The following is a 24,197-nucleotide window of genomic DNA, read 5'->3' on the forward strand; positions in this document are numbered from 1 at the left end:
ACCGGCGACATTGGGCGTTCGGCGGTCGTCGGGCGGCTGTCACCGACGCTAAGGAATCTCAGCTATGCAGGTCCAGATTCATGCTCCACCATGCTCGAAATCATTCCTCGCACAGCAAGCCCCACAAAACTGAGGGATCATCAGAGTAGTGCGAGCATAAGCACGCATGAACCCATTGGAGGCCACATCATGCGGTTACAGTTCCTCGGCAAAGGCGGATCAGAGGGCGGCGACTGCCCGAGCCTGTATGCCACCGACCAGCACAGTTACCTCGTCCAAGGATGGAAGACCGACCAGACCGGAACCGTCGAAATCCCCCACCTTCTGACCGGCTTCGCGCTGCCCGACACCTACCTCGGCGCACCGCTGACCGACACCGGGCGAGGGACGTTCACACTGGCCGGGCGGACAGTCGCCGAGGCCGGAACGCTGGAGCAGCTTCGCCTGGCCGACAACGAAACCGCGATCGAGATACCGATGCTGGAGAGGACCTTCTACGGTGCGACTGCGACCGAAGGATGAGCCAGACCTGTGGCCCGACCTGTTCCGGGAGCTGCGGCGCAGCGCGTTCCATCTCGAAGTCCGCGACACCTACCACGTTCCCGCGGAGGCTGAACGCCTGCGACGGTTCCTGAACGGCGAGGAACCTAAACCCTCCGCTCCGGTGCCGTGGCACGACCTGGTCCGGCAGGCGACAGGGCGCGGTGTCTCGATCAGCCGCGTCCGGGTAGTCACCGTGCCCCACAGCGACTACCAACGTTGGCTACTGTCAGTGACGCAAGGCAACCAGGACGCAGGCGAGGACATCCGGTACCTGCCGAGGCACCAGGCCGGCCGAGTGCCGACCGACGACTGGTGGCTGCTGGACGACCGGGAAGTTGCCTTCAACGTCGTCGACGGAGACAGTGCACCGGCCGGGGTCGCTGTCACCTCCGACCCCGGCATCGTCGAGTACTGCCAGGCTGTTCGGGACCGGCTCTGGAACCTGGCGATCCCATACGCGGAGTATGTCCACCTGTGACCAGCGGTATTCACGACGTCCGGGAAGCTCTCGGGGCACGGCTCCGGGAGCTTCGCCAAGACGCCGGGCTGTCCGGCACCGAACTCGCGCGACGCGCTGGCTGGCACCAGACGAAGGTGTCGAAGATCGAGTACGGGAAGACGAAGCCCACCGAGGCCGATATCAGAACCTGGTGTGCGGAAACGAGCTCGGGCGACCAGCTCTCGGACCTCATCGCTACGGTCCGCAATCTGGAGTCCGCATACCTGGAGTGGCGGCGGCTGCTCGGCTCGGGCACGAAGCGCCGACAGCAACAATCGCTGCGGATCGAGGCCGAAACCGAGTTCATGCGGGTGTTCAACCCGCTGCTCGTCCCCGGGTTGTTGCAGACCGCGGAATACGCGGAGGAGATCCTGCGGAACGTGGTCACGTTCCAGGGCATCCCGAACGACGTCGACGCGGGTGTGTCGAAACGGATGGAACGGCAGCAGATCCTCTACCGGCGCAACCACAAATTCCACTTCGTAATCGGCGAGCAGGCGCTGCGGACCACCGTCGGTGACGACCGGATAATGACCGGGCAGTTGGACCGCCTGCTCGCCGTTCTCGGTATGCCGCGCATCTCGTTCGGGATCGTGCCGGGCGAAGCCAACTATCGCGTGCCCAGCTACAACTTCGTGATGTTCGACAACCGGATGGTACGGGTGGAGAACGTGACCGCGGAGTTGACCATCACGCAGCCGCGCGAGGTTGCCACATACGGGCGGGCGTTCGATGCGCTGGCGAATCAGGCCAAGACCGGGCGTGACGCTCGCGAGCTGATCACGAGGGCTCTCGCTCGCCGGGCGGGCGAGCAGTAGTTTCCGCGGGCTCTCCCCGTTCGTCGATCCAGGCGTGCCGCGCCTCCGCGGTATCTGCTGACACGCTGCGGTCACCGGTGAGGGGGAGCTCGTAGGTCGGGATCGGCTGCATATCGAATGTCATGCGAGGTCGGATGTCTCAGGGCTGCGGGTGGTTCCGCTGGCTACCGCTCAGCAGGCACAGCGAGGTCACTGAATGTCCGTGAGCCAAAGTCCCCCGCTGAAGATCAGCAGGCCAGGGATGATGATGACAAACAGGGTAGACGCCCACGCAGACGGTACGACGAGTACGCCCACTATCCCGAATATGACTATGCAAATCCCGACGGCAAATAGGAACCAGCCAAAGCCGCGGAGGGCTTTCTTCGGCTCGATTTGAGAGAACTGGAGCAGGGCGACAACGAGTGCTCCTACGCCTGAAACGGTTCCGATGACCGCGAGCGCCTTGTCCACGGAGCAATGATGTACGAGAAGTCCGGTCACGGCTAGAAGTTCCTGCGGCGGCGATGATTCCGGGCGCTACCTCGATGCAGTGAGTTCTGTGCCCGTGCCGGCCTGGCGCGCGGCAGGCTATCCAGCCGGCCGTGGCGCGGCCGCGACACGGAGGGTGGCCGTAGCAGCAGGTGGTCGGGGCGATTCTTCCCATTCGCGAAATCCGGGCAACCCGGCCGTACGGACCGCCCACGGCTGGCAGAATCCCCGGCGTGAGTGTGCCGGAATTCGGGATCTATGTACCGCAGCTGGTTTCGGACTATGCCCGCATGCGTGAGCTGGCCCGCACCGCCGAACGCACCGGATTCGGCAGTTTCTGGCTGTTCGACCATCTCGCGGCGCCGGGGATGCCCGATCATCCCGCGCTGGAGGCCTGGACCACCGCGACCGCGCTGCTCACCGACACCACCACATTGCGGGTGGGCGCCCTGGTGCTGTGCAACAACTTCCGGCATCCGGTGGTGCTGGGCCGGATGGCGACGACCCTGGACGTGATCTCCGGCGGCCGGTTGGAGTTCGGGCTCGGGAGTGGGTCGATCGCCGAGGAGCATCGGCAGGCGGGCCTGCCGTTCGGCGGGGCCGCCGAGCGTTCCGGGCGGCTGGGCGAGGCGCTGGAGATCATCACCTCCATGTTCGCAGGGGACCGCACCACCTTCGAGGGCACCCACTACCGGGTGCGCGATATCGCCAATGTGCCCGGCCCGGTGCAGCGGCCGCGCCCGCCCATCCATATCGGCGGCGTCGGACCGAAGTACACGATTCCGCTGGTCGCGCGGTACGCCGACGTCTGGAACGTGCCCACCTACGGGCTCCGGGACCACCGCCGCCTGACCGGGCTCCTCGAAACCGAATGCGCCCGGATCGACCGCGATCCCGCGACGATACGCCGCTCGCACCAGGCCGTCCTCGCACTCGCGGCGAACGAGGACGAGCTCCCCGCGGTCCGGGAACGCGCGCAGCGCCATTACGGCGCCGAGGCGTTCGGCCTGGACGAGGGTTATGTGGGTACTCCGGAGATGGTGGCGGATCGGCTGTCCGATCGTGCGGGACAGGGGATCGATTCCGTGGTCTTCATGGTCGGCGCGAAACAGGCCGCCGCGACCATGGAGCTGTTCGCCGCCGAGGTCGCGCCGCGGCTGCGCTGATACCGCCCGGGCCGGCGCGATCTCGCGATGCGGCCCTATCCGAGGTCCGAGAACGACCCTCCACGCCCGGCCCCGGAGGCGAAACGCCGCGCGCCGTCGGCCGCCCCGGCGGCGAACGAGATCATGCCGTGCTCCCATTCGTTGGCCATCGCCTCCCGCTCGGACAGGCCGTCCTGTTCGAGCAGCGACAGCCGGTCGTGGCGCTGGCAGGCCTGCGGGAAACGGGCCAGCTCGGCGGCGAGCGCTTCGGCCGCCGCGCGTTCCTCGCCGCGCGGTACGACCCGGTTGGCCAGGCCCATCGACAGCGCTTCGGGGGCGGTGACGGCCCGGCCGGTGAGCACCATATCCATGGCGTGGCTCGTCCCGATCAGCCGCGGCAACCGCACCGTACCGCCGTCCACCAGCGGAACACCCCAGCGGCGGCAGAACACCCCGAAGACCGCGTCCTCGGCGGCGACCCGCAGATCACACCAGATCGCCAGTTCCAGCCCCCCGGCCACGGCATGCCCGGCGACGGCGGCGATCACCGGTTTGCTCAGCCGCATCCGGGTGGGCCCCATCGGCGCGCGACCGTCGGCGGTGAGCGGATTGGCGCGGTCGGTGCCGACCGATTTCAGATCGGCTCCGGCACAGAATGTTCCGCCTTCACCCCACAGCACGGCGACCGCGGCGGTCTCATCGGCCTCGAACTCGGCGAAGGCGTCGAACAGCGCCGTGCCGGTCGGGCCGTCCACGGCGTTGCGGGCGTGCGGCCGGGACAGGATCACCGTGTACACCGGGCCGTCCCGTTCGACCCGAACCGCGGCAGTCGTCATCTCGTTTCTCCTACCAGGTGTCGATACCGGTGCGGCGGGCGGTGTTGCGCCAGCCGTCGCGGGGCGGCCCGGGCCGGGCGAGCAACGCGGCGCGCAGTACGTCGCGGGTGTCCGCCGGATCGATCACATCGTCGATCTCCAGATGGGCGGCGGTATTGACCGCACTCCCCTGCCGATAGGCCAGGGCCACCAGTTCGTCGAAGCGGCGGGCGCGTTCGTCCGGGTCCGGGATGGCGGCCAGCATATCCCGGGAGGCCAGATGGACCGCGCCCTCCAGACCCATCCCGCCGAATTCGCCGGTGGGCCAGGCGACGATCATATCGGTCTCGTGGAAGCCGCCCCCGGCCATCGCCAGCGCGCCCAGCCCGTAGCCCTTGCGCAGAACCACGGTCACCAGGGGGACGGTGAGATGCCCGCCGAGCACGAACAACCGCGGGAAATGCCGGACCGCGGCCTGCTGTTCCGAATCGGGACCGACCATGAAACCCGGTGTATCGCACAGGGATACGACCGGCAGGCCGTAGGCGTCGCACAGTTGCAGGAAGCGGGCGAGCTTATCGGCGCCCGGCGCGTCGATCGCACCGCCCAGCAGAGCCGGGTTGTTCGCGATGACGCCGACCGGCCGCCCGTCCACCCGGGCCAGGGCGGTGAGTACGGTGGGCGCGAAATCGCGACGCAGTTCCAGGACGGAGCCGATATCGAACAGCGTGTCGAGCACGGCGCGGATGTCGTAGACGCGTTTGCGATCCTCGGGCACCAGATGCCGCAGGAGTCGCTGATCGGCCGCCTCGTGATCGGGGACCGCACCCTGGAAATACGCCAGGTACCGCCGGGCGACCTCGGTGGCCTCGGCCTCGTCGGCGACGACGATATCCACCACGCCGTTGTGGCGCTGCATCCCGATGGGACCGACCTCTTCGGGCGCGTACACCCCGAGGCCGCCGCCCTCGATCATGGCAGGGCCCGCCATACCGATGGTGGAGTTCTCGGTGGCGATCACGACATCACAGGTGCCGAGCAGGGCGGCGTTCCCGGCGAAACAGCGCCCGGCGGCGATTCCGACGGTGGGGACCACCCCGCTGAGCGCACCCATCGCGGCGAAGGTCGGATAGTGCAGGCCCGCCACCATCGGCGGATCGCTGTCGCCCGGGCGCCCGCCCCCGCCCTCGGCGAACAGCACCACCGGATAGCCCCTGGCCCCGGCGAGCCGCAACAGCCGATCGGTCTTCTGATGGCTGAAATAGCCCTGGGTACCGGCGAGCACGGTGTAGTCGTAGGCGAGCACGGCGCAGGTGCTGCGCTCGGCGGGGAACAATTCGCCGTTGACGCGGCCCAGCCCGGTGACGATCCCGTCCGCCGGGGTGCGCTCCTCGAGTTCGGTGAGATCACGCCGGGCCCGCTGCGCGGCCACCGCCAGACCGCCGTATTCGACCAGTAATCCGCCGTCGGTGAGCGCGTCGATATTCTCCCGCGCCGTGCGCATCCCGAGGCGGTGCCGTTTGGCGACCGCTTCGGCGCGGGCGTCGTCGTACAGTGCGGCCCGCCGTTTCCGCAGCGCGGCGAGATCGCCGCGGATATGGTCCACCGCGACACCGGTTCCGGCGTCCTCGGCCGCCGATTCGTCGCCGGTCAGCGGGCCGAGCCGCAGCAGTGGGTGCCCCTCGGTGAGAAAATCGCCGACCTGTACCAGTACCGCTTCGACCGTGCCCGCGCGTTCGGCCCGCACCGGATAGTGCATCTTCATCGCCTCGACCACCGCGACCGTCGCCCCCGCCGCGACGACCGTCCCGGGTTCGTATTCGACCGCCACCACGACCCCCGCGGTGGCGGTCCGGATCACCCGGTCGTCGCCGTTGTCCGGCGGCTGCCGCGGATTTCCACCGGCGGCCGGGGTCGCCTCGTGCCCGGCCGGCCTCGGATACGACCCGGTTGTCTGTTCGAACTCCCGGGCGCGGGCGGCCAGCCGGGCGAGATCGCGATCCACCCAGGTGGTGTCGAACTCACCGGCCGCGAACGCCGGATCGGTCAGCAGGGCGCGCTGGAACGCGAGATTCGTGGCGACACCCGTGACCGAGGTCTCCGCCAGCGCCCGTACCGCGAGCCGGTGCGCGGCGGCGAATCCCTCGCGGTGGTGTGTCACGATTTTCGCCAGCAAGGTATCGAAACGCGGGTTGACCGGGGCGCCGGTCCGCCCGGCGGTATCCACCCGGACGCCCGCGCCGCCGGGCATCTCGAACCCGGTGAGGGTGCCCGCCGTGGGCGCCAGGGTTCCGTCCAGCCGGACGGTTTCGGCATTCACCCGGATCTGGATCGCGCAGCCGGTGTACGCGGGCGGCCGGTCGAGGCCGAGATCGGCGAGGGTCGCGCCCGCCGCGAGCCGCAACTGGGTGAGCACGAGATCGGTGCCGGTGACCATTTCGGTGACGGTGTGCTCGACCTGCAGCCGCGGATTGACCTCGAGGAAGAAGAACGTACCGTCGGACAGCGCCAGGAATTCCACGGTGGCCACTCCGCGCAGGCCGGCGGCCCGGCCCAGCGCGACGGCCGCCTCGAGCATGCGGGTGCGGGCGTCGCCCGCGAGGGCGGTAACCGGCGCGATCTCCACCAGTTTCTGGTGGCGGCGCTGCAGGGTGCAGTCGCGGTCCCACAGGTGGGTGACGCCGCTACCGTCACCGACGAGCTGGACCTCCAGATGCCGGGCGCCGGTGAGCACCCGCTCGACGTAGAGGTCGCCGTTGCCGAAAGCGCTCAGCGCCTCGGCCCGGCAGTGCGCGAACGCGTCCGGCGCCTGTTCGGCCGACCGCACCACCCGGGTACCGCGCCCGCCGCCCCCAGCCAGCGCCTTGATCATGACGGGCGCCTGCTGCGCGGCGAGGAAATCGGTCACCGCGGCGAGTGTGGTCGGTCCGGTGGTACCGGGCAGGACGGGCACTCCCGTATCGAGCGCGAGCTGCCGGGCGCGGCCCTTGTCGCCGAACAGTTCCAGCGTCTCCGCCGACGGTCCCACGAACACGATCTCCGCCTTGCGGCAGGCGCGCGCGAAAGCGGCGCTTTCGGAGAGGAACCCGTAGCCCGGGTGCACCGCCCCGGCGCCGGATTCCACGGCGGCCGCCACCATCGCCTCGATATCCAGGTAGGCGGCGGGCCCCGCGCCGGGCAATACGACCAGATCGTCGCAGCGGTCCGCGTGCAGGGCGCCCTCGTCGTCCTGCGACCGCACCCCCACCGTGGCGATCCCGAGCGATTGGGCGGCCCGCAGGATCCGCAGCGCGATCTCGCCGCGGTTGGCCACCAGTATCGTGCGCGGCTCTGCGCTCATCGGTGCGTCTATCCCTGCGCCGGCTGCCCGGAACCCACACCCTTCACGACCGCGCGGTCCATGAACCCGAACAGATAGCCCGCGACCCGGCGCATCTGGATCTCCTCGGCGCCCTCGGTGATGCGGTACCGGCGGTGGTGCCGGTAGATGTGTTCGAACGGTGTGTAGCGGGAGTAGCCGAGTCCGCCGTGGACCTGCATGGCGCGGTCGGCGGCCTCACAGCACAGCCGGTTGGCCCAGTAGTTGCACATGGAGACCTGTTCGGAGACCGCGAAGGTGCCGTAGGTGTCCATCGACCAGGCCGTCTTGTGCACCAGCGCGCGCAGCATTTCGCATTGGGTGTGCAGTTCGACCAGCTGGAACTGGATCGCCTGATTGGACGAGAGCGGTTTCCCGAATGGTTTGCGCTCGTTGGCATAGGCCACCGCGCGGTCCACACAGTACTGTGCCGCGCCCAGACTGGACGCCGCCTGCCGGATGCGGTTCTCGTTGAAGAAATGCTGCACCACGCCGAGCCCGCGCCCTTCGCGCCCGAAGATCGCCGAATCCGGGACCCGGACATCGGTGAGCGAGACCCGGGCGTGGTCGGTGGGCATATTGAAGGTCCACAGATATTCCTCGACCGTGAACCCGGGGGCATCGGTGGGCACCAGGAACGCGGTGATCCCCCGCCCGTCGCCCGCCGCGCCCGAGGTGCGGGCGAAGATGAGGTCGGCGTCGGCGATATGCACGCCGGTATTCCAGGTCTTGGTGCCGTTGATGATCCAGTCGTCACCGTCGCGGACCGCCGTGGTCTCCATATGGGTGGCGTCGGACCCGTGTTCGGGTTCGGTGATGCCGAAGGCGAAGAACCGGGTGCCGGCGGCGAGACCGTCCACCCACACCTTCTTCTGCTCCTCGGTGCCGTACTCCAGCATCAGCAGCAGACCGACATTGTTGGCGACGATGGCGTGCTCGTTCTGCAGATCGCAGTGCAGGCCCAGCCCGCGCCGGGCGAGATGTTCCCGGATGACCGCCATACCGAGATTCGTCCCGTCGCGGCCGCCGAATTCCTTGGGGAAGGCGTAGCGGTAGTGGCCCGCGGCGTCGGCCCGCCGCCGCGATTCGCCGAGCAGCGCCTCCCAGTCCGCGCTCGGCAGACCGCCGCGGTCCCAATCGGTGCGCGCGTCCTCACGCCGGTGGTCGAAGAACCGGATGTTGTCGTCGGCCTGTTCGAGCGGCGTGATCTCGCGGTCGATGAATTCGTCGAGTTCGCCCAGGTAGGCGCTCAATTCGGCGGGCAGCTCGAAATCCACGGTGACTCCTATGCTTTCGCTTGTGGCCGGATCTGCATGAGCAGATCCCATTCGATTTCCGAGACCCGGCGCCCGCTGGCGGCCATGACGATATCCCGGACCGTTCCGTCGAGGTGGGCAGCCGCCTGCTGGGCCAGCCCGGCACCCCAGGAGAGGGTGCCCATGACCTTCCACCAGCGGTAGCGGTCCAGGTCGAAGACCCCGCCGGCCTGCTCGTATCCGCGCACGAAGGTATCGCGATCGGCGAAGCCGCCGAATTCGTGGGCATCCTCCCGGAATCGCCACATCCGCAGGGCCGGCCAGGCGATATCGCGCATGGGGTCGCCGAACCGCTGGGCGCCCTCCCAGTCTAGTACGGCCCGCAGCCCGTCGCCGTCGACGATGAGGTTGCCGTTGCGCATATCGGTGTGGATCAGCGCCGGCCGCTCGGGTGGTCCGGGCAGCCGTTTCTCCAGCCAGCGCAGGGCGAGCGCGAAAACGGGACGGTCCGGTAGCAGGGTGTCGACGACGGATCGCACCTCGTCCAGCTGCTCGGCGGCCGGATCGGCGCCGGCGGCGGGGACCGCGTCCGGGGCGGCGGCCGGGTCGATTCCGTGCAGGCGCGCCATGGCCGCACCCCACTGCTCGGCGGTCCGCTCCGCGTTCCCGGAGGCGGCGAGGGCGCGTAATACTCTGCGGGGCACTGTCTCCCCGTCGATATGCTCGGAGATCAGGAACGGCTCACCGATATGGGTGGTGCCGGGGCACACCGCGATCACCGCCGGTACCGGAACTCCGTGCGCGCGGGCCAGTTCCCGGACCCCGGCCTCCGCGTCGACGGGCATCAACTCGACCGCGGGCGGTACCACCGTGGCGACCATCCGGCGCGCGGTATCCCCGATCGTCGCGGTGAAGGCGATATTGCGCCGCCGCGCCCCCGCCGACAGGAACTGGAAATCCGAGATGGCGACCGGTTCGCCGAACTCGGCGGTGAGATAGTCGGTGAGCCCGCGGGCCGGGTCGGTACTCATGAGTCCTCCCAGCTGTCGTAGCCCGGTTTGGCGATCGCCAGATCGGCGCGCACGATCTCGGTGAGCGCCTGCCACAGCGCGGCGTCGTCCCCGGCCGGGACCGCCGCCAGCAGTTCCTTTTCCCGGGCCGCCGCGGCGGGTCCGTATTCGGCCTCGCGGCCGAGGATCCGCGCGAGATTGGCCCCGACCCGCGCACGGTGCTGCAGATCGGGCGGCAGCGCCGGCAGCAGGGTCTCCTCCAGCAGCTCGGCGAGTGATTCCAGCAGTTCGGCTGCGGTCGGTCGGTTCTGCACTAGGGCTCCCGTCGATGGATTCCGGCTCGGCGCGGTACAGCGGCCGGCGGCGGCAGCCGATGGGCATCCACTATCCGACCTCCTCGTCGTCGCCACGGGTGAGCGATGAGACAAACAGTAGAGGATGTTCTCATCGTCGCACCAGGGGTCCACGGCACGGGCCCGGCCACCCGCACCCGGGGTCACCGAGCAGTCGCCAGCACCTCTTCCGGGATTCCCTCGCCGACCAGGCGGCCACCACGCAACAGCACGCAGTGATCGGCGCGGCGAGCGTCGTCGCGGTCGTGTGTGGCGTGGACGACCGTCACTCCGGCGGTCGCGGCCTCCCGGAGCGCGGCGCCGACCGCCGCGTGCGAGGCGGAGTCGAGCCCGGTCGTCGGCTCGTCGAGCAGCAGCAGATCGGATTCCTGAGCGAGCGCCCGGGCGAGCAGGACCCGTTGCCGCTGACCACCCGACAGCGTGTCCAGCCGCCGTGTCGCGAGGTCGGCGATTTCCAGGCGGTCGAGGCAGTCCGCGATCACCGCGCGGTCGGCGCGGGTGAGCCGGCGCCAGAGTCCCCGGTGCGCCCACCGGCCCATCGCCACGGTCTCCCCGACGGTGATCGGCAGCGTGGGCGGTATCGCCTGCTGCTGGACCACCAGCGCGGGCCGGCGGGTACCGGCGCGCGTGATCGTGCCGCGCACCGGGGCGATGATGCCCGCGAGCACCGCGAGCAGAGTCGATTTCCCCGACCCGTTGGGTCCGACGAGAGCGGTCACCCCGCCGCCCGGAACTGTCGCCGAGACCTCGTGCAATACGGGCGTGCCCTGGTAACCGGCCGATAGACCGGCGATCTCGATATCCGCCGTACGCATCCCACAACTCCCGACACCAACTTGTAATGACAATCGTTATCAGTTTACAGTTCTGCTCATGGATTGGCTGATCGCCCCGTTCGAGGTGACCTTCGTACAACGGGCTCTCTGGGGCGGACTGCTCGTCTCGTGCCTGTGCGCGCTCGCCGGCACCTGGGTGGTCGTGCGGGGGATGGCATTCCTCGGCGAGGCCATGGCGCACGGAATGCTGCCCGGGGTCGCGGTGGCCGCGCTGCTCGGCGGGAATCTGCTGCTCGGAGCACTGGTCAGCGCCTCGGCCATGGCCGCCGGCGTTTCGGTGCTGAGCCGGAATCGGCGGCTGTCCACCGATACCGGGATCGGCCTGTTGTTCGTCGGCATGCTCGCGGCCGGGGTGATCCTGGTATCGCGTTCGCAATCGTTCGCGGTCGATCTGACCGGATTCTTGTTCGGCGACGTCCTGGCCACCCGTCCCCGGGATCTGCTCTTCCTGCTGGCCGCACTGCTGGTCGCGCTGCCCGTGACGGTGCTCGGACACCGCGCGTTCGTCGCGCTGAGTTTCGATTCGCGCACCGCGCACACCCTGGGACTGCATCCCCGGCGGGCGCAGATCGCCCTGCTGGCGCTGCTGACCCTGGCGATCGCCGCGTCCTTCCACATCGTGGGCACCCTGCTGGTATTCGGACTGCTCATCGCCCCGGCCGCGGCCGCCACCTACTTCACGCACCGGATACCGCGGATCATGCTGCTGGCCGCCGGATTCGGCGCCCTGTCCACCGTGACGGGTCTGCTCGTCTCCTGGCACGCGCGCACCGCGGCGGGCGCCACCATCGCCGCCACGGCGGTGGCGATCTTCTTCCTGTCGGCGTTCGCGAGCCGCGTCCGCACCACCCTGCGACACCGCACCGGCGGCGGTACGGGAATGGGCCGGACGCCGAGACGGACGTGGGCGTTCACTCGGAGAAACGCCGCGCGCGCGGGACTGTCGGCGCTACTGCTGATCCCGGTCGCCGCGTGTGGGAGCGAGAACACCGGGTCCCCGGCCGAGCCCACCCCGCACGGTTACGTCGCCGGCGCGGAAGAGAGCGCGAGCGCCCAGCCGAGGCTGGTGCTGGCCGATCGCGGCTCCGGTGAGGTGCGGATTCTGGATCTGGTGACCGAGGAGGTCCTGTCGCAGGACCCGGTTCCGGGCGTCACCCGGGTCTCCGGCGACGGACGCTACGCCTATCTCACCGCCGGGCAGCGGACCACGGTCCTCGACAGCGGCAGCTGGGTGGTCGATCACGGCGATCACGTGCACTACTACCGCGCGCAACCGCGCCGGACCGGCACCCTCGACGGGGCGGCCCGCAGCGCGCACAGCGATACCGTGCTCGCCGCGGCCGTCCTGGACGACCACACCACCGCCCTGGCCGATCGGCCGGCGCTCGACGAGGGCGAACTGCGCCCCGGACCGGTATTGGACGGCACGGCGTTCCCCTACGGCGGCCATCTCCTGGTCGCGGCCCCCGGTGCCGATCGCATCGAAGTCCGGACCCGGGACAACCGCCCGGTACGGACGCTGGCGCCGCCCTGCCCGGACCCGGGCGGGCAGGCGCTGACGCGACGCGGCGCGGTGTTCTCCTGCGCCGACGGCGCCCTCCTGGTCGACGAGGAGAACGACGCCTTCACGGCCGAGAAGATTCCCTACCCTGCCGGCACATCCGGGAGCGCCGGCGAATTCTTCCACCGCAGCGGCAGCGACGTCCTGGTGACCGCCCGGGATTCGCGGGTCCTGGTCCTCGATATCGGTGAGCGGTCGTGGCGGCCGATCGGAACCGGCCCGGTCACCGCGGCGACCACCGCCGGGGCCGGCACCGCGATCCTCGCGCTGTCCCCCGACGGTGTGCTGCACGCCTACGACCCCGAGTCCGGCGCCGAAACCGCCCACAACCGGATCCTCGCCGGGCCGGTGGATCCCGCGGCACCGCCGGTGCTGCAGGTCGATACCGACCGCGCCTACGTCAACGATCCGGCCGCCCGGCAGATCCACGAGATCGACTACGCCGACGGACTGCGGATCGCCCGCAGTTTCCCACTCGATATCCGACCCGACCTGATGGTGGAGACCGGCCGATGACAAGGATTCTCCGGCTCTGCGCCGCTGTGCTTCTCGGCGCGTTCACACTGACCGCCTGCGGGACCGGCGGTTCCGGCGGCGACGGGGTCGTCGTGACCACGAACATCCTCGGTGACATCACCCGCGCCGTGGTGGGCGATACGGCGCCGGTCACCGTGCTGATGCCCCCGAACTCGGACCCGCACTCCTTCGCCCTGTCGGCGCAGGAGGCCGCGGTCCTCGACGGCGCCGATCTGGTCGTGGCGAACGGTCTGGGCCTGGAGGAGGGACTGGCCCGGCACGTGACCACCGCTGCCGACGCCGGTGTACCGGTGCTGTCGGTAGGTGAGCATATCGAGGCCCTGCCCTACCGCGCCGGTGACGGCGCCGGACAACCGGATCCACATTTCTGGACCGACCCGCAGCGGGTGCGCCGTGCGGTCGAGGTGATCCGCGACAGGGTGATCGACACGGTGCCCGGTATCGACGCCGCGGCGGTCCGCGCGAACGCCGACCGGTATCTCGCCGAGATCGACGGCCTCGGGCAGTGGATGGGCGACCGGTTCGCCACCCTCGCCCCCGAACGCCGCAAACTGGTCACCAACCATCACGTCTTCGAATATCTCGCACAGCGTTTCGGCTTCGAGGTGGTCGGGGCGGTGATCCCCGGCGGCACCACTCTCGCCTCGCCGAGCGCCGCCGATCTCGCCGACCTCGCCGGCGCCATCCGCGCCACCGGCGTCCCGGCGATCTTCGTCGACTCCGCGCGGCCCGACCGCCTCGCCCGGGCGCTCGCCGAGCAGGCCGGCGTCGAGGTCCGGATCGTCGGGCTGTTCTCGGAATCGCTCACCGCGCCCGGCGGGGGCGCGGCCACCTACCTGGAAATGATGCGCGCCAACACCACCGCCATGGTGGACGGCCTGGCGCCCGCGTGACCCGGACCGCCGCGCGATCACGCCGCGGCGGCCAGCACAGGAAAGATGAGGGAATGTCATGCACATCCGCACCGGCACCGTACGTGCCGCGACCCTGACCGGGCTGCTCACCGCGGTCGTCGCGCTGAGCGGCTGCGGCGAGGACGGCGCGACCACCGCGGCGGCCACGATCGCCGATCCGCTGGCAGTGACCTACGACGGCGGGATCCACCTGCTCGACGGCACCACTCTGGAGCGGGGTGGCGGGGTGGAACTGCCGGGCTTCCTGCGGGTGAACCCGGCCGGTGACGACCGGCACGTCATCGTCTCGACCTCCGACGGATTCGAGGTACTGGACGCCGCCGGAGCACGTTTCACCGGTATCGAGTTCCCGGCCACCAAACCGGGCCATGTGGTGCGCCACGCGGGCCGTACCGTGCTGTTCGACGACGGCACCGGCACCGTGACCTCGTTCGACCCGTCCCGGCTCGCCGACGGCGCACCGGAAACCGCCGGGTACGAGGCCGCCGCACCGCATCACGGCGTAGCGGTCGAACTGGAGAGCGGCGAACTGGCCGTCACACTGGGTACCGAGGAGGAACGGGTGGGCCTGGCGATCCTGGACGCCGATCGCAAGGAGATCACCCGCAACGAGGAATGCCCCGGTGTGCACGGCGAGGCGACCGCCGCCGGTGACACCCTGGTCGTCGGCTGCCAGAACGGCGTATTGGTCTACCGCGACGGCAAACTCACCAAGGTGAAGAGCCCGGACTCCTACGGCCGGATCGGCAACCAGGCGGGCAGCGAGGAATCGCCCATCGTGCTCGGCGACTACAAGAAGGACGAGGACGCCGAACTCGAAAGGCCCGAGCAGGTCTCGCTGATCGACACCGAGAAGGGCACGATGCGGCTGGTCGATACCGGCACCAGCTACACCTTCCGCTCGCTCGAACGCGGACCGCACGGCGAGGCGCTGGTCCTCGGCACCGACGGCGGGCTCCGGGTGATCGACCCGGAGACCGGTACCGTGACCCGCACCATCGATGTCCTCGACCCGTGGCAGGAACCGATCGAATGGCAGCAGCCGCGGCCGGCGCTGTTCGTCCGTGACCACACGGCCTATGTGAGTGATCCGGCGACCGCGCGGATCCATCGGATCGATCTGGACTCCGGCACGATCGCGGCCTCGGTCACCCTGCCCGATGCGCCGAACGAGCTCAGCGGCGTCGTCTCCTGAGCGGGATCGCCCGCCCGGTCGCACGACAGTCGCCGGGCGGGCGAACCCATCCATAGCTGAAAACCGTTATCGTCAATACATGTCCGACGAAGAACAGCGCATCCGGGCCTTCGATACCGCCAGCAGCGATTTCGATCGTCTCGGCGTCCATCTCTGGAACCCGATCGGGGCCGCGACCGTGGCCGCGACGGCACCGAGTACCGGCGATCGCGTACTGGACGCCTGCTGCGGGACCGGCGCCTCGGCCCTTCCCACGGCCGGCCGGGTGGGAAGCACCGGCCATATCGACGCCGTGGACCTCTCCGCCCCGATGATCGAGCAGCTGCGCCGGAGCGCCGCCGAGGTACCGCAGCTGCATCCCTGCGCCTCGGATGTCACCTCGTGGCCGGATACCGGATACGACGTGGTCCAGGCGGTACTGGGCATCTTCTTCTTCCCGGATATGACCGCCGGAACCGAACATCTGATCACGCGCGCGCGGCCCGGCGGTCGGGTCGGGTTCACCATCTGGCGCCGCGGTTCCATGGAAGAGGCGGGCCGGTATCTGCACACCGCGCTCGCCCGGGTAACGGGAAAGGCGCCCGAGCCCCGCCCGAAGCATCCGCTCGACGGCATCAACGAATCCGGGGCGTTCCGGGACTGGCTCACCGCCCGGGGCCTCACCGAGGTGGCCGTGACCGAGCACGAATTGCGCCTCACCATGACCCCGGAAACGGCCTGGCTGGTCGTGACCGGTTCCGGGTACGTCGCCGCACTGTCCGGCCTGGACACCGCACAGATCGCCGATGTCCGCACGGCCTATCTCGAAGAGCTCGACGCGGCAGGTGTGGCCGAACTGGAAGCGACCACCCTGATCGGAGTGGGTACGCGTCCTGCCGGTTAGCCGGTAAATCGTTGCCGGCCGGGCTGTTCCGATTCGGCTCCCGCACAGCTCCCGCATGCCGCGGCACCCCTCGACGACCATTGGGCGAACACCCGTTAACGGATGGGCGCCGAATCGGGATGGGTACCATGAACGTATCCGTCGATCGGGCCGGGGATCCATCACGCGGGAGGGAGGTGCGGGGATGCCGGAAGACGACGGACTCGCGGTTCTGCGTGACGAGATCAGATCGTATTACGCCGGTTTCGGGCAGCCCGCGAGTCTGCGGGCCGCGTTACGCGCGGCCGCGCTGCTGGTACCGGTGACCGAGGACGACCGGGTGTTCCTGCTCCGGTCGGGCGGACTGCGCTGGCTGTGCGCCTTCACCAACGTCGAGGAATACGCGCGGTACACGATGGCGCGCGAAACCATGACCGCGGGCGGAGTCGTGGCGGACCGGGAATACCGATATCACACGTTCCGGGGTGCGCGCCTGCTCGGATACGCCGGGCGGCAGGAGGATCCCACCGGTATCGCGGTGGATATCGCGGGGAAGGCGCCGATGGCCTTCCCACCGAACGTCATGGAGTAGGGACAACCACGGGAGGGGCGGGGAATGACACAGCAGGTGCAGGTCGATCCGGCGGTGCTGCAGCAGGCCGCGGACGGGATCGAGGCCACCATCGGGGAACTCACGGAGCTGGGGATCGGGGAGACCGGCAATATGGGCCGCGGTTTCTCGCTGCTGACCATGTCGACCCTCGAAATCGGCAAACACACCGTGCAGAAATCCTTCGAGGAGTTCACCGAACGCTGGTCGTGGGGGGTGCGCGCGCTGGTGCAGGCGGGCAATTCGATCGCACAGACCCTCGGGCTGGCCGCCGGCCGCTACGACGAGATGGAGAACCAGGCCGAGGGCACCCTCAAGCAGATGTGGACCCATATGCTGGGCAATCCGCATCTGTCGGAGGAAGAGATCACCAGCCGGTCCTGGGGCGATACCTTCGCCGACAACCCCATCAACCATGTCCTGAACCCCGACTACAGCCCGGAATCCTTCGACCGGGCCTTCCAGACCATCGAGACCAACAACCAGATCATCCAGGAGGTCGGGCCGCAGGCACTGGCGAATCTGAGTGTCCTCAGCCCGGTGAACATGCCGTTGACCAGCGAGGTCACCGGTGAGACGCCGGGATGGAATACGGGGGCCGCGCAACGCGCCGCGGAGATCGCGCAGGAGTCCGGGGGGCAGTAGGTGGGGGTTTTCGATTTCGTCGACGATATCGGCGAGGCGATCGAGGACGGTGTCGAGAACGTCGTCGAGGGCGCCGGTGAACTGATCGACGACGGGCTGGATCTCGTCGCCGACGGCGCGGATGCCATCGGGCTCGACGGCGCCGCCGAAGCACTCGACGATTTCGGCGACGAGATCGCCTCGGCCACCGGCGGTGACGTCGAGGAACGGGAACTCGGGGAATCCGAGGACCCCACCGAGCTCGTTCTCGGAAATCCCGCCGAGATCGGTTCCACCGCCCAGACATTGAACGATATGTCCGCGGCCCTGGAATCCACGGGCGAGGCCCTGAAACAGATCGATTCGGCGAATTGGGTGGGCGAGGGCGCCGACGCGTTCAACGAGGTCTACGACAAACAGCCGAAACTGTGGTTCGACGGCGCCGACGCCATGGCCGACGCGGCCGAGGCGATGACCGCCTGGCACAACGTGGTGAAAACCGCGCAGGGTAAGGCCGCGGACGCCATCGACGAATGGAAGGCCGCGGCCCGGGAGGAACAGCGCCAGATCTCCTGGTGGAATTCGCTGACCGCCGAACAGCAGTCGCAGACCACTCTGATCGACACCTGGACCCCGATGCGCAACAACGCCCGGGCGATTCTGCGCAACGCCCGGATCGCGCGCGACAACGGCGCCACCGTCGCGGTGAATGCGATCTCCGCCGCCACCGAGCTGGCCCCGGCCGAACCACCGTTCACCGATCGCTGGCTGGCCAACCTCTCCGATCTCGGCGGCGTCCTCGAACACGGGGCGCTGAATTTCATGTCCGGACTGCTGACCAGCCTTACCGGCCTCGTCCAGTTCGTGCGCCAGATCAACCCGTTCGACACCTACAACATGACCCACCCGGCCGACTACCTGGAAGGTCTGTCGAACCTCGGCACCGGACTGGTGGTCGCGGCCGCGGATCCGGGCGCCGCGGTGTCGGCGATCCTGGAGGACGCCCGCCGCAATCCCTTCGAATTCATGGGCGCGCTCACCGGTGACGCCCTGCTCACCGCGGCCACCGGCGGCGGAGGCAGCGCCAAGGTCGCGATCAGCGCGTTGCGCCGGCTCGCCGACGCGGGCCAGGCCACCAGGAGGCTCGACGATCTCGCCGAACTCGGCCGCCACCTGCCCGATACGCACGCTCCGAACCCGCACAACCCGCCCGGCCATCCCAGCCGGCCACCGGACCAGGCCGGACCGTCGCCCGACTCGGGGCACACCCCCGATACCAACCCCATGGACACCGGCAGCCGTCCCGAATCGGAGGGTCCCGGTAGCGGCGACCGCACCTCGGACGATCCTCCGGCCCACTCGGATCCGCCGCGCGACCGCGATACCGACGACGACCCCGGCGGCGGGCAACTACCCGACCACACGCCCGATGATCCGCCCGCCGCCCGCCCCGACAACGACCCACCCGCGCACACCGATACCGACTCCCCGCCATCGCAATCCCACACCCCGGAGCCCGATCGCCACCCCGATCCGGACCCGCAGGGCCCCGGCGACGATCCCGACCCACCGCTACAGCGCACCGAGCCGCGCCCCGACGCGGCCGACCCGTCCGCCCATACCGACCCACCGTCCACGACACCGGGCGATTCGAGCCCGACCGCGCACACCCCCGGCGATTCCGGCCCGCATCCGGCGGCACACGACGATCCCCAGCGGCCACCGGCCACCCAGCCCGACACCGACCCGCCCGCTCGTCCCGACCACACCCAGGACACGCCCCGGGATTCGGCGCCGGAGGGCGGAAACGACCGGCCCGGAACGCATCCCGAAGCCGAATCGCCCGCCCCGCGCGACGACACCGGCTCCCGCGCCGACGATCCCGGCTCCCCGGCCCATCCCGACAGCGAAACCTCCGCCCCGCGGCCGGACCCGGATATCGAGGACACGCCGGCCGTCCGGCCGGACGGCGACCAGCCCGCCGCGCGGACGGATTCCGGACCACCCGGCGTCCGCGACACCGACCGGCCGGACGCACCCGACTCCGACGGTTCGCCCGATGCGCACACCGATCCGGGTCCGGACGGGGGACCCCGGTCCGGCCCCGAATCCCGTCCCGGCGACGCCACGAACACACCCTCGCCGTACCTCGCCCCCGGCACCCATACCGGGCCCGGTTCGCCGCTGCGCCCGGACCCCGGCCCCGACACCCGCACACCGGACCCCGGCAACCGGGCCCCGCGACCCGACACCTCGTCGCCGGCACGGAACCCGGAATCCGGACCGGCTTCGCGGACGCCGGACAACACCTCACCCGCGCGCACCCCCGACACCACGCCGCACAACCGGGCCCCCGGAAACACACCGGGCCGTTCCGGGCCGACCACGCGACCGGATCCCGACGCGTCGTCGCGGTCCAGGACCGACCCGGACTCGGCACCGTCCACCCGGCCGGATCACGACGCACCCGCGCGGCGACCGGAGTCCGGCGATCCGACAGGCCGTCCCGGGTCCCGGCCCGACTCTCCCGACGGCCGGGGACCGCGCGACGGGACCCACCCGCGCACCGGCGAGCACGACGCACCTCACTCCCCCACGAGGCGCGACGATCCGGACCCACCGAACGACCGGCCCCGCCGCGATACCGACGACACCCCGGGCGACCGGCACCCCCGCGAACGCGATCCGGACCAGCGCGACCGCGATCCGGATTCCCGCGAACGCGATCCGGACCACCGCGATCACGACACCCCCACCGACCGCGACACCCCCACCCCGCGCGATCGGGCCGATGCCGACCGCGACGCCCACGACCACGCCCGCGAATCCGGCGCCGACCACAACCGCACTCCCGAACAGAAGACCTGCTCCACCGACCCGGTGGATATCGGCACCGGCGAATTCCTGCTTCCCGAAACCGATATCGAGCTGGTCGGCGTGCTGCCGCTGCTGCTGAAACGAGCGCACCATTCGAACTACCGATTCGGACGCTGGTTCGGACCGTCGTGGGCCACCACACTGGACACCCGGATCGCCGTCACGGCCGAGGGCGTCGTCTTCTTCGGTGAGGACGGCATCCTGCTCGCCTACCCGCACGCCGAGGCCGGGTTCCCGGCCCCGCCGCTCACCGGGGGCCGGCAGTGGTCGCTGACCCGCACCGATACCGGCGGCTACCGGGTGTGGGACCGGGAGCGGGAACTCACCTGGCATTTCGCGCCGGAACCGGTACTCGGCGGCCTGGACACCGCCCTCGGCAACTACGCCGTATCGGCCGTCACCGACCGCCACCACAACCGTATCCGCTTCCACTACGACGCCCGGGGCGTACCGGTCGAGGTCTCCCATTCCGGCGGGTACCGGATCCGCGTGGATACCGCAGGCGGCCGCATCACCCGGCTGTCGCTGCGCACCGGCGGCCCGGATTCGCCGACGGCCGTCCCGCTGCGCACGTTCGGCTACGACGCCGGGGAACTCGTGGCCGTCACCAACGCGGCCGACGCCACCACCCGCTACACCTACGACGCCGGGCACCGGTTGACCTCGTGGACCGATTCCAACGGCAACCGGATGGTCAACACCTACGACGAGTCGGGGCGGGTCGTCCGCCAACGCGGTAGCGACGGCATGCTCAACTGCGATTTCGAGTACCTGGACCTACCGGACGGTACCGGCCGGCTGACCAGGGTCACCGATTCGCTGGGTGCCGTCACGACCCACGGATTCGACCGCGATCTGCAACTGCGCGACCTCGTGACACCCGGCGGCGGGCGATTCCACTACGACTACAACATCGACCGCAAACCGCTGGTGGTCACCGGTCCCGATCGCGCCACCCGGACCCGCTACGTCTACAACTCCGACGGCGATCCGACGACGATCACCCGCCCGGACGGGTCCGTTATCGGTATGGACTACGCGCTGCCCAATCGCGTGGCCACCATTACCGGCGCGGACGGGGTGGTGCGGCGCCGCGAATGGTCCGAGAGCGGCGATCTGACCGCTGTCCTCGACGCCGCCGGCACCCGGACCGAGTTCACCCATCACCCCGACGGCGCCGTCGCCTCCTTCGGCTCCGGCGGCGGCACCACCGTGGTACACAGCGATGCCGCCGGACTACCGATCCGGATCGTCGATCCACACGGCGGGGTCATCCGGATAGAACGCGATGCCGCCGGGCGGCCGGTCCGGAGAACTTCCGCCGACGGCTCCACAACGCACTACGAGTGGTCCGCGGCCGGAAATCTCATCCGCAGAACGGATCCCGACGGCGCCGAACAGTCCTGGTCCTACGACGGTGAAGACAATCTCACCTGCCATATCGACCGTGCGGGCGGTGTCACGGAATACAGCTACGGGGCTTTCGACCTGATCCGGTCACGGACGGATCCGGACGGTTCGGTCACCCGCTACGCATGGGACACCGAGCGTCGGCTCACCGCCGTGCACAATCCACTCGGGCAGCGCTGGACCTACGACTACGATCTCGCCGGGCAGCTCATCGCCGAAACCGACTACTCCGCGGCCACCACCACCTACACCCGGGATGCGGCCGGACGGGTCGCCGCCGTCACCCCCGCCACCGGCATCACCCGCTATCACCGGCACGACATCCTGGGCCGGCTCACCGAGATCGGCACCGACGCCGGCGAATGGGTCCGCTACACCCACGATGCCGCCGGCCGCGTTCTCGTCGCCGCCACCGGTTCCGGGAGCGACACCACCCACACCCTCGACTATCACTACAGCGCGACGGGTCTGCTCGTCACCGAACAGATCGACGATCGCCCACCGTTGCGCTACGCCTACGACCCGCACGGTCGCCGCGCGGGACGCACCGCCCCCACCGGCGCCGAAACCGGGTGGCATCTCGATCCCGCCGGCCGTATCGACCGGATCGGTGCCGGCGACCACGATATCGCCGTCGAATACGATCCCCTCGGCCGCCGGACCGGCTGGCGCACCGGCGAACTAGCGGTCACCCGAACACTCGACCCGGCCGGCCGCGTCACCCGCCAGGACGTGACCGCCTTTCCCGCACCGCTGCTGTCCCTCGGTCTCGGTGAGGGAACGAGACCGGCCCCGCGTCGGCTCCACCGGGACGAATTCGACTATCGCGCGGACGGCCACCTCACCGCGCACACGGCTGACCGGCCCGGAAGCCCGCCGCTGCAGCGCTATTACACCCTCGACGCCGTGGGCCGCGTCACCACCGCCACCGGCGGCAATCAGCCCACCGAGCACTACGACTACGACGCGCTCGGGAATATCACCGGCGCCCGGCGAACGCCTCCGCCGCACGATCCCGCTCCGGCCACCGGCCGTCCGGATTCCGGATCCACACGCGTGTACGACAACAACCTGCTGATCCAGGACGGCCGCCACCGCTACGGCTACGACCGCGCCGGCCGCCTGACCCGCAAGACCGCGATCGGCCGCACCGAGGAATGGTTCTACCGCTACAACGGTTTCGACCAGCTCACCGACGTCTACACCCCGGAGCGGCACTGGTGGCAGTACACCTACGACGCGCTCGGTCGCCGCACCACCAAACAACGACTCGACATCACCGGTGCGGTTCTGCGGCGCGTCGACTACGCCTGGGACGGTGACCGGCTGATCGAATGCGCCGAGCCCGGAATCACGACCTGCTGGGAGTACCTCCCGGACTCCCCGGTCCCGCTCACCCAGACCATCCACCGGGACGGCTCCGACCCCGAACTCACCGTGATCGTCACCGATCTCGTCGGCACCCCGACGCATCTCGTGGACCCTCGCACCGGTGAGACCCTCGCCACCGCCACCACCGATCTGTGGGGCGCGACCATCTGGTCCGGTCCCACCGCCACCCCCCTGCGCTTCCCCGGCCAGTTCCACGACCCCGAAACCGGTCTGCACTACAACCGCTACCGCTACTACGACCCCGCCACCGGCCGATTCCTGACCCGCGACCCCCTCGGCCTCTCCCCCGCGCCGAACCCCCACAGCTATCCACACAACCCGACCGTCTGGAGCGACCCCCTGGGTCTGCTCCCCCGATCCTGCGATACCGACGACACCCCCGATCCCGACTCCGAACCCACACCGGACCCCGACAACCCCACCCCCCACGACCCCACTCCCGCACGCCCGACCGCCGACACCGACCGAGTCCCCGACACCGACCCGTCCACGGTCCGGGACCCCGACCCCGAGACCGGACGGCCGGGTAGCGAGGAGACGACCCCGGCAGACGGCGAGGCGCCGAAGAACGAACCGCTACCCGACGGAACAGTCCTGCCGGAAGGCGAGTTCCGACGGGTGACCAGAGGAGGATCCACCTACTATCTCGACAGTGCCGGCCGGCCGCATACCGCGGTCGCGAAACTCGATCCCCCCACGAACTACAAGAAACGCGGAGTCGGCCACCTCGAACATCCCGCGGGCTGGATCGAGGACCTCGACAACCGAGGGCATCTGATTCCGGAGGCCGGCGTCCAGAACCATCGGGATGTCAATGTACGAGAGAACATCTTCTCCCAGCAGGGCAATGCGAATACATCGCTGAAGAAAAGGTGGGAGAACGCGGCCATCAAGTATGCGAAGGCCCATCCGGGAACAACGATGCAGGCGACCATCAACGGGCGGGACTCTAACGGCCGCCCGACGAGTTCGACCTACTCGCTATACGATAGCGCCGGCAAGGAAATCCCCGGTTTCAGAGTGACGATCAACAATCCGGACACCGATCAGCGAGGGGTGACCACTCCCGCGAAGCCGAAATACCCACGTCCCTAGAACTTCCGGATCGGCC

The 24,197-nt window shown here is 69.6% G+C and carries 18 protein-coding genes; 11 read left to right on the forward strand and 7 right to left on the reverse strand.

The features are described from left to right. The first annotated feature begins 189 nt into the window (after positions 1-189). The 3 genes from ACZ6SF_RS23430 to ACZ6SF_RS23440 are packed head-to-tail and all read left to right on the forward strand — an operon-like array spanning position 190 to position 1,860. Entirely contained in the window at positions 190-522 is a 333-nt protein-coding gene (locus ACZ6SF_RS23430; RefSeq protein WP_466064462.1) for a hypothetical protein, read from the forward strand. Then, positions 500-1,021 carry a DUF6879 family protein gene (locus ACZ6SF_RS23435; protein ID WP_466064463.1) on the forward strand — a complete coding sequence of 174 codons (522 nt, stop codon included), beginning with the start codon at positions 500-502 and terminating at the stop codon, positions 1,019-1,021. Before ACZ6SF_RS23430 ends, ACZ6SF_RS23435 begins: the two co-directional genes overlap by 23 nt. Beyond that, positions 1,018-1,860: a helix-turn-helix domain-containing protein gene (locus ACZ6SF_RS23440; protein ID WP_466064465.1), complete on the forward strand. Its 843-nt coding sequence runs from the start codon at positions 1,018-1,020 to the stop codon at positions 1,858-1,860. The genes ACZ6SF_RS23435 and ACZ6SF_RS23440 overlap by 4 nt, the downstream gene beginning before the upstream one ends. 189 nt (positions 1,861-2,049) lie before the next feature. Here the strand turns inward: ACZ6SF_RS23440 and ACZ6SF_RS23445 are convergent, their stop codons facing one another. Beyond that, a complete protein-coding gene (locus tag ACZ6SF_RS23445) occupies positions 2,050-2,313 on the reverse strand; it encodes a hypothetical protein (protein ID WP_466064467.1) in 264 nt (87 codons plus the stop codon). Positions 2,314-2,564: 251 nt separating this feature from the next. Between ACZ6SF_RS23445 and ACZ6SF_RS23450 the strand changes: the two genes are divergently transcribed. Further along, complete coding sequence (locus tag ACZ6SF_RS23450; RefSeq protein WP_466064468.1) at positions 2,565-3,497, forward strand: LLM class flavin-dependent oxidoreductase; 933 nt, start codon at positions 2,565-2,567, stop codon at positions 3,495-3,497. Between the two features lie 35 nt (positions 3,498-3,532). On the opposite strand, the gene ACZ6SF_RS23455 is transcribed toward ACZ6SF_RS23450, so the two are convergent. The 6 genes from ACZ6SF_RS23455 to aztA form a co-directional block, all read right to left on the reverse strand. After that, positions 3,533-4,312, reverse strand: a complete 780-nt coding sequence (locus tag ACZ6SF_RS23455) for a crotonase/enoyl-CoA hydratase family protein (protein WP_466064469.1) — start codon at positions 4,310-4,312, stop codon at positions 3,533-3,535. A 10-nt stretch (positions 4,313-4,322) separates the two neighbouring features. Continuing rightward, a complete protein-coding gene (locus ACZ6SF_RS23460; RefSeq protein ID WP_466064471.1) occupies positions 4,323-7,631 on the reverse strand; it encodes a carboxyl transferase domain-containing protein in 3,309 nt (1,102 codons plus the stop codon). A gap of 8 nt (positions 7,632-7,639) precedes the next feature. Then, on the reverse strand, positions 7,640-8,926 hold the full coding sequence (locus ACZ6SF_RS23465) for an acyl-CoA dehydrogenase family protein (protein WP_466064472.1): 1,287 nt from the start codon (positions 8,924-8,926) through the stop codon (positions 7,640-7,642). Positions 8,927-8,934: 8 nt separating this feature from the next. Next, on the reverse strand, positions 8,935-9,936 hold the full coding sequence (locus ACZ6SF_RS23470) for a phosphotransferase family protein (RefSeq protein WP_466064474.1): 1,002 nt from the start codon (positions 9,934-9,936) through the stop codon (positions 8,935-8,937). Next, complete coding sequence (locus ACZ6SF_RS23475; RefSeq protein ID WP_466064475.1) at positions 9,933-10,229, reverse strand: DUF6285 domain-containing protein; 297 nt, start codon at positions 10,227-10,229, stop codon at positions 9,933-9,935. Before ACZ6SF_RS23475 ends, ACZ6SF_RS23470 begins: the two co-directional genes overlap by 4 nt. A gap of 182 nt (positions 10,230-10,411) precedes the next feature. Further along, the gene (gene aztA / locus ACZ6SF_RS23480) at positions 10,412-11,083 is read right to left on the reverse strand and encodes a zinc ABC transporter ATP-binding protein AztA (RefSeq protein ID WP_466064477.1); all 672 of its coding nucleotides are present in this window, start codon (positions 11,081-11,083) and stop codon (positions 10,412-10,414) included. 58 nt (positions 11,084-11,141) lie between these two features. On the opposite strand from aztA, the gene aztB reads away from it, so the two are divergent. The 7 genes from aztB to ACZ6SF_RS23515 all read left to right on the forward strand — a co-directional run bounded on the left by aztB (position 11,142) and on the right by ACZ6SF_RS23515 (position 24,181). After that, a complete protein-coding gene (aztB, locus tag ACZ6SF_RS23485; RefSeq protein ID WP_466064479.1) occupies positions 11,142-13,181 on the forward strand; it encodes a zinc ABC transporter permease AztB in 2,040 nt (679 codons plus the stop codon). Next, complete coding sequence (gene aztC, locus ACZ6SF_RS23490; protein ID WP_466064481.1) at positions 13,178-14,095, forward strand: zinc ABC transporter substrate-binding protein AztC; 918 nt, start codon at positions 13,178-13,180, stop codon at positions 14,093-14,095. The genes aztB and aztC overlap by 4 nt, the downstream gene beginning before the upstream one ends. Positions 14,096-14,153: 58 nt before the next feature. Next, positions 14,154-15,311: a zinc metallochaperone AztD gene (gene aztD, locus ACZ6SF_RS23495; protein ID WP_466064483.1), complete on the forward strand. Its 1,158-nt coding sequence runs from the start codon at positions 14,154-14,156 to the stop codon at positions 15,309-15,311. A gap of 79 nt (positions 15,312-15,390) precedes the next feature. After that, complete coding sequence (locus ACZ6SF_RS23500; protein WP_466064485.1) at positions 15,391-16,194, forward strand: class I SAM-dependent methyltransferase; 804 nt, start codon at positions 15,391-15,393, stop codon at positions 16,192-16,194. A 184-nt stretch (positions 16,195-16,378) separates the two neighbouring features. Next, a complete protein-coding gene (locus ACZ6SF_RS23505) occupies positions 16,379-16,765 on the forward strand; it encodes a hypothetical protein (RefSeq protein ID WP_466064487.1) in 387 nt (128 codons plus the stop codon). Between the two features lie 24 nt (positions 16,766-16,789). Continuing rightward, positions 16,790-17,428, forward strand: a complete 639-nt coding sequence (locus ACZ6SF_RS23510; protein ID WP_466064489.1) for a type VII secretion target — start codon at positions 16,790-16,792, stop codon at positions 17,426-17,428. Then, complete coding sequence (locus ACZ6SF_RS23515) at positions 17,429-24,181, forward strand: putative T7SS-secreted protein (protein WP_466064491.1); 6,753 nt, start codon at positions 17,429-17,431, stop codon at positions 24,179-24,181. It begins immediately after the preceding gene. Positions 24,182-24,197: the final 16 nt, after the last annotated feature.

It is taken from the genome of Nocardia sp. NPDC049935 (genome assembly GCF_055586645.1).

What these genes read in the sequence shown, in the direction of transcription:
- aztC (WP_466064481.1), top strand. Translation starts at nt 13,178, where the DNA reads ATGACAAGGATTCTCCGGCTCTGCGCCGCTGTGCTTCTCGGCGCGTTC.
- ACZ6SF_RS23510 (WP_466064489.1), top strand. Translation starts at nt 16,790, where the DNA reads ATGACACAGCAGGTGCAGGTCGATCCGGCGGTGCTGCAGCAGGCCGCG.
- aztB (WP_466064479.1), top strand. Translation starts at nt 11,142, where the DNA reads ATGGATTGGCTGATCGCCCCGTTCGAGGTGACCTTCGTACAACGGGCT.
- ACZ6SF_RS23505 (WP_466064487.1), top strand. Translation starts at nt 16,379, where the DNA reads ATGCCGGAAGACGACGGACTCGCGGTTCTGCGTGACGAGATCAGATCG.
- ACZ6SF_RS23500 (WP_466064485.1), top strand. Translation starts at nt 15,391, where the DNA reads ATGTCCGACGAAGAACAGCGCATCCGGGCCTTCGATACCGCCAGCAGC.
- aztA (WP_466064477.1), bottom strand. Translation starts at nt 11,083, where the DNA reads ATGCGTACGGCGGATATCGAGATCGCCGGTCTATCGGCCGGTTACCAG.
- ACZ6SF_RS23455 (WP_466064469.1), bottom strand. Translation starts at nt 4,312, where the DNA reads ATGACGACTGCCGCGGTTCGGGTCGAACGGGACGGCCCGGTGTACACG.
- ACZ6SF_RS23430 (WP_466064462.1), top strand. Translation starts at nt 190, where the DNA reads ATGCGGTTACAGTTCCTCGGCAAAGGCGGATCAGAGGGCGGCGACTGC.
- aztD (WP_466064483.1), top strand. Translation starts at nt 14,154, where the DNA reads ATGCACATCCGCACCGGCACCGTACGTGCCGCGACCCTGACCGGGCTG.
- ACZ6SF_RS23470 (WP_466064474.1), bottom strand. Translation starts at nt 9,936, where the DNA reads ATGAGTACCGACCCGGCCCGCGGGCTCACCGACTATCTCACCGCCGAG.
- ACZ6SF_RS23460 (WP_466064471.1), bottom strand. Translation starts at nt 7,631, where the DNA reads ATGAGCGCAGAGCCGCGCACGATACTGGTGGCCAACCGCGGCGAGATC.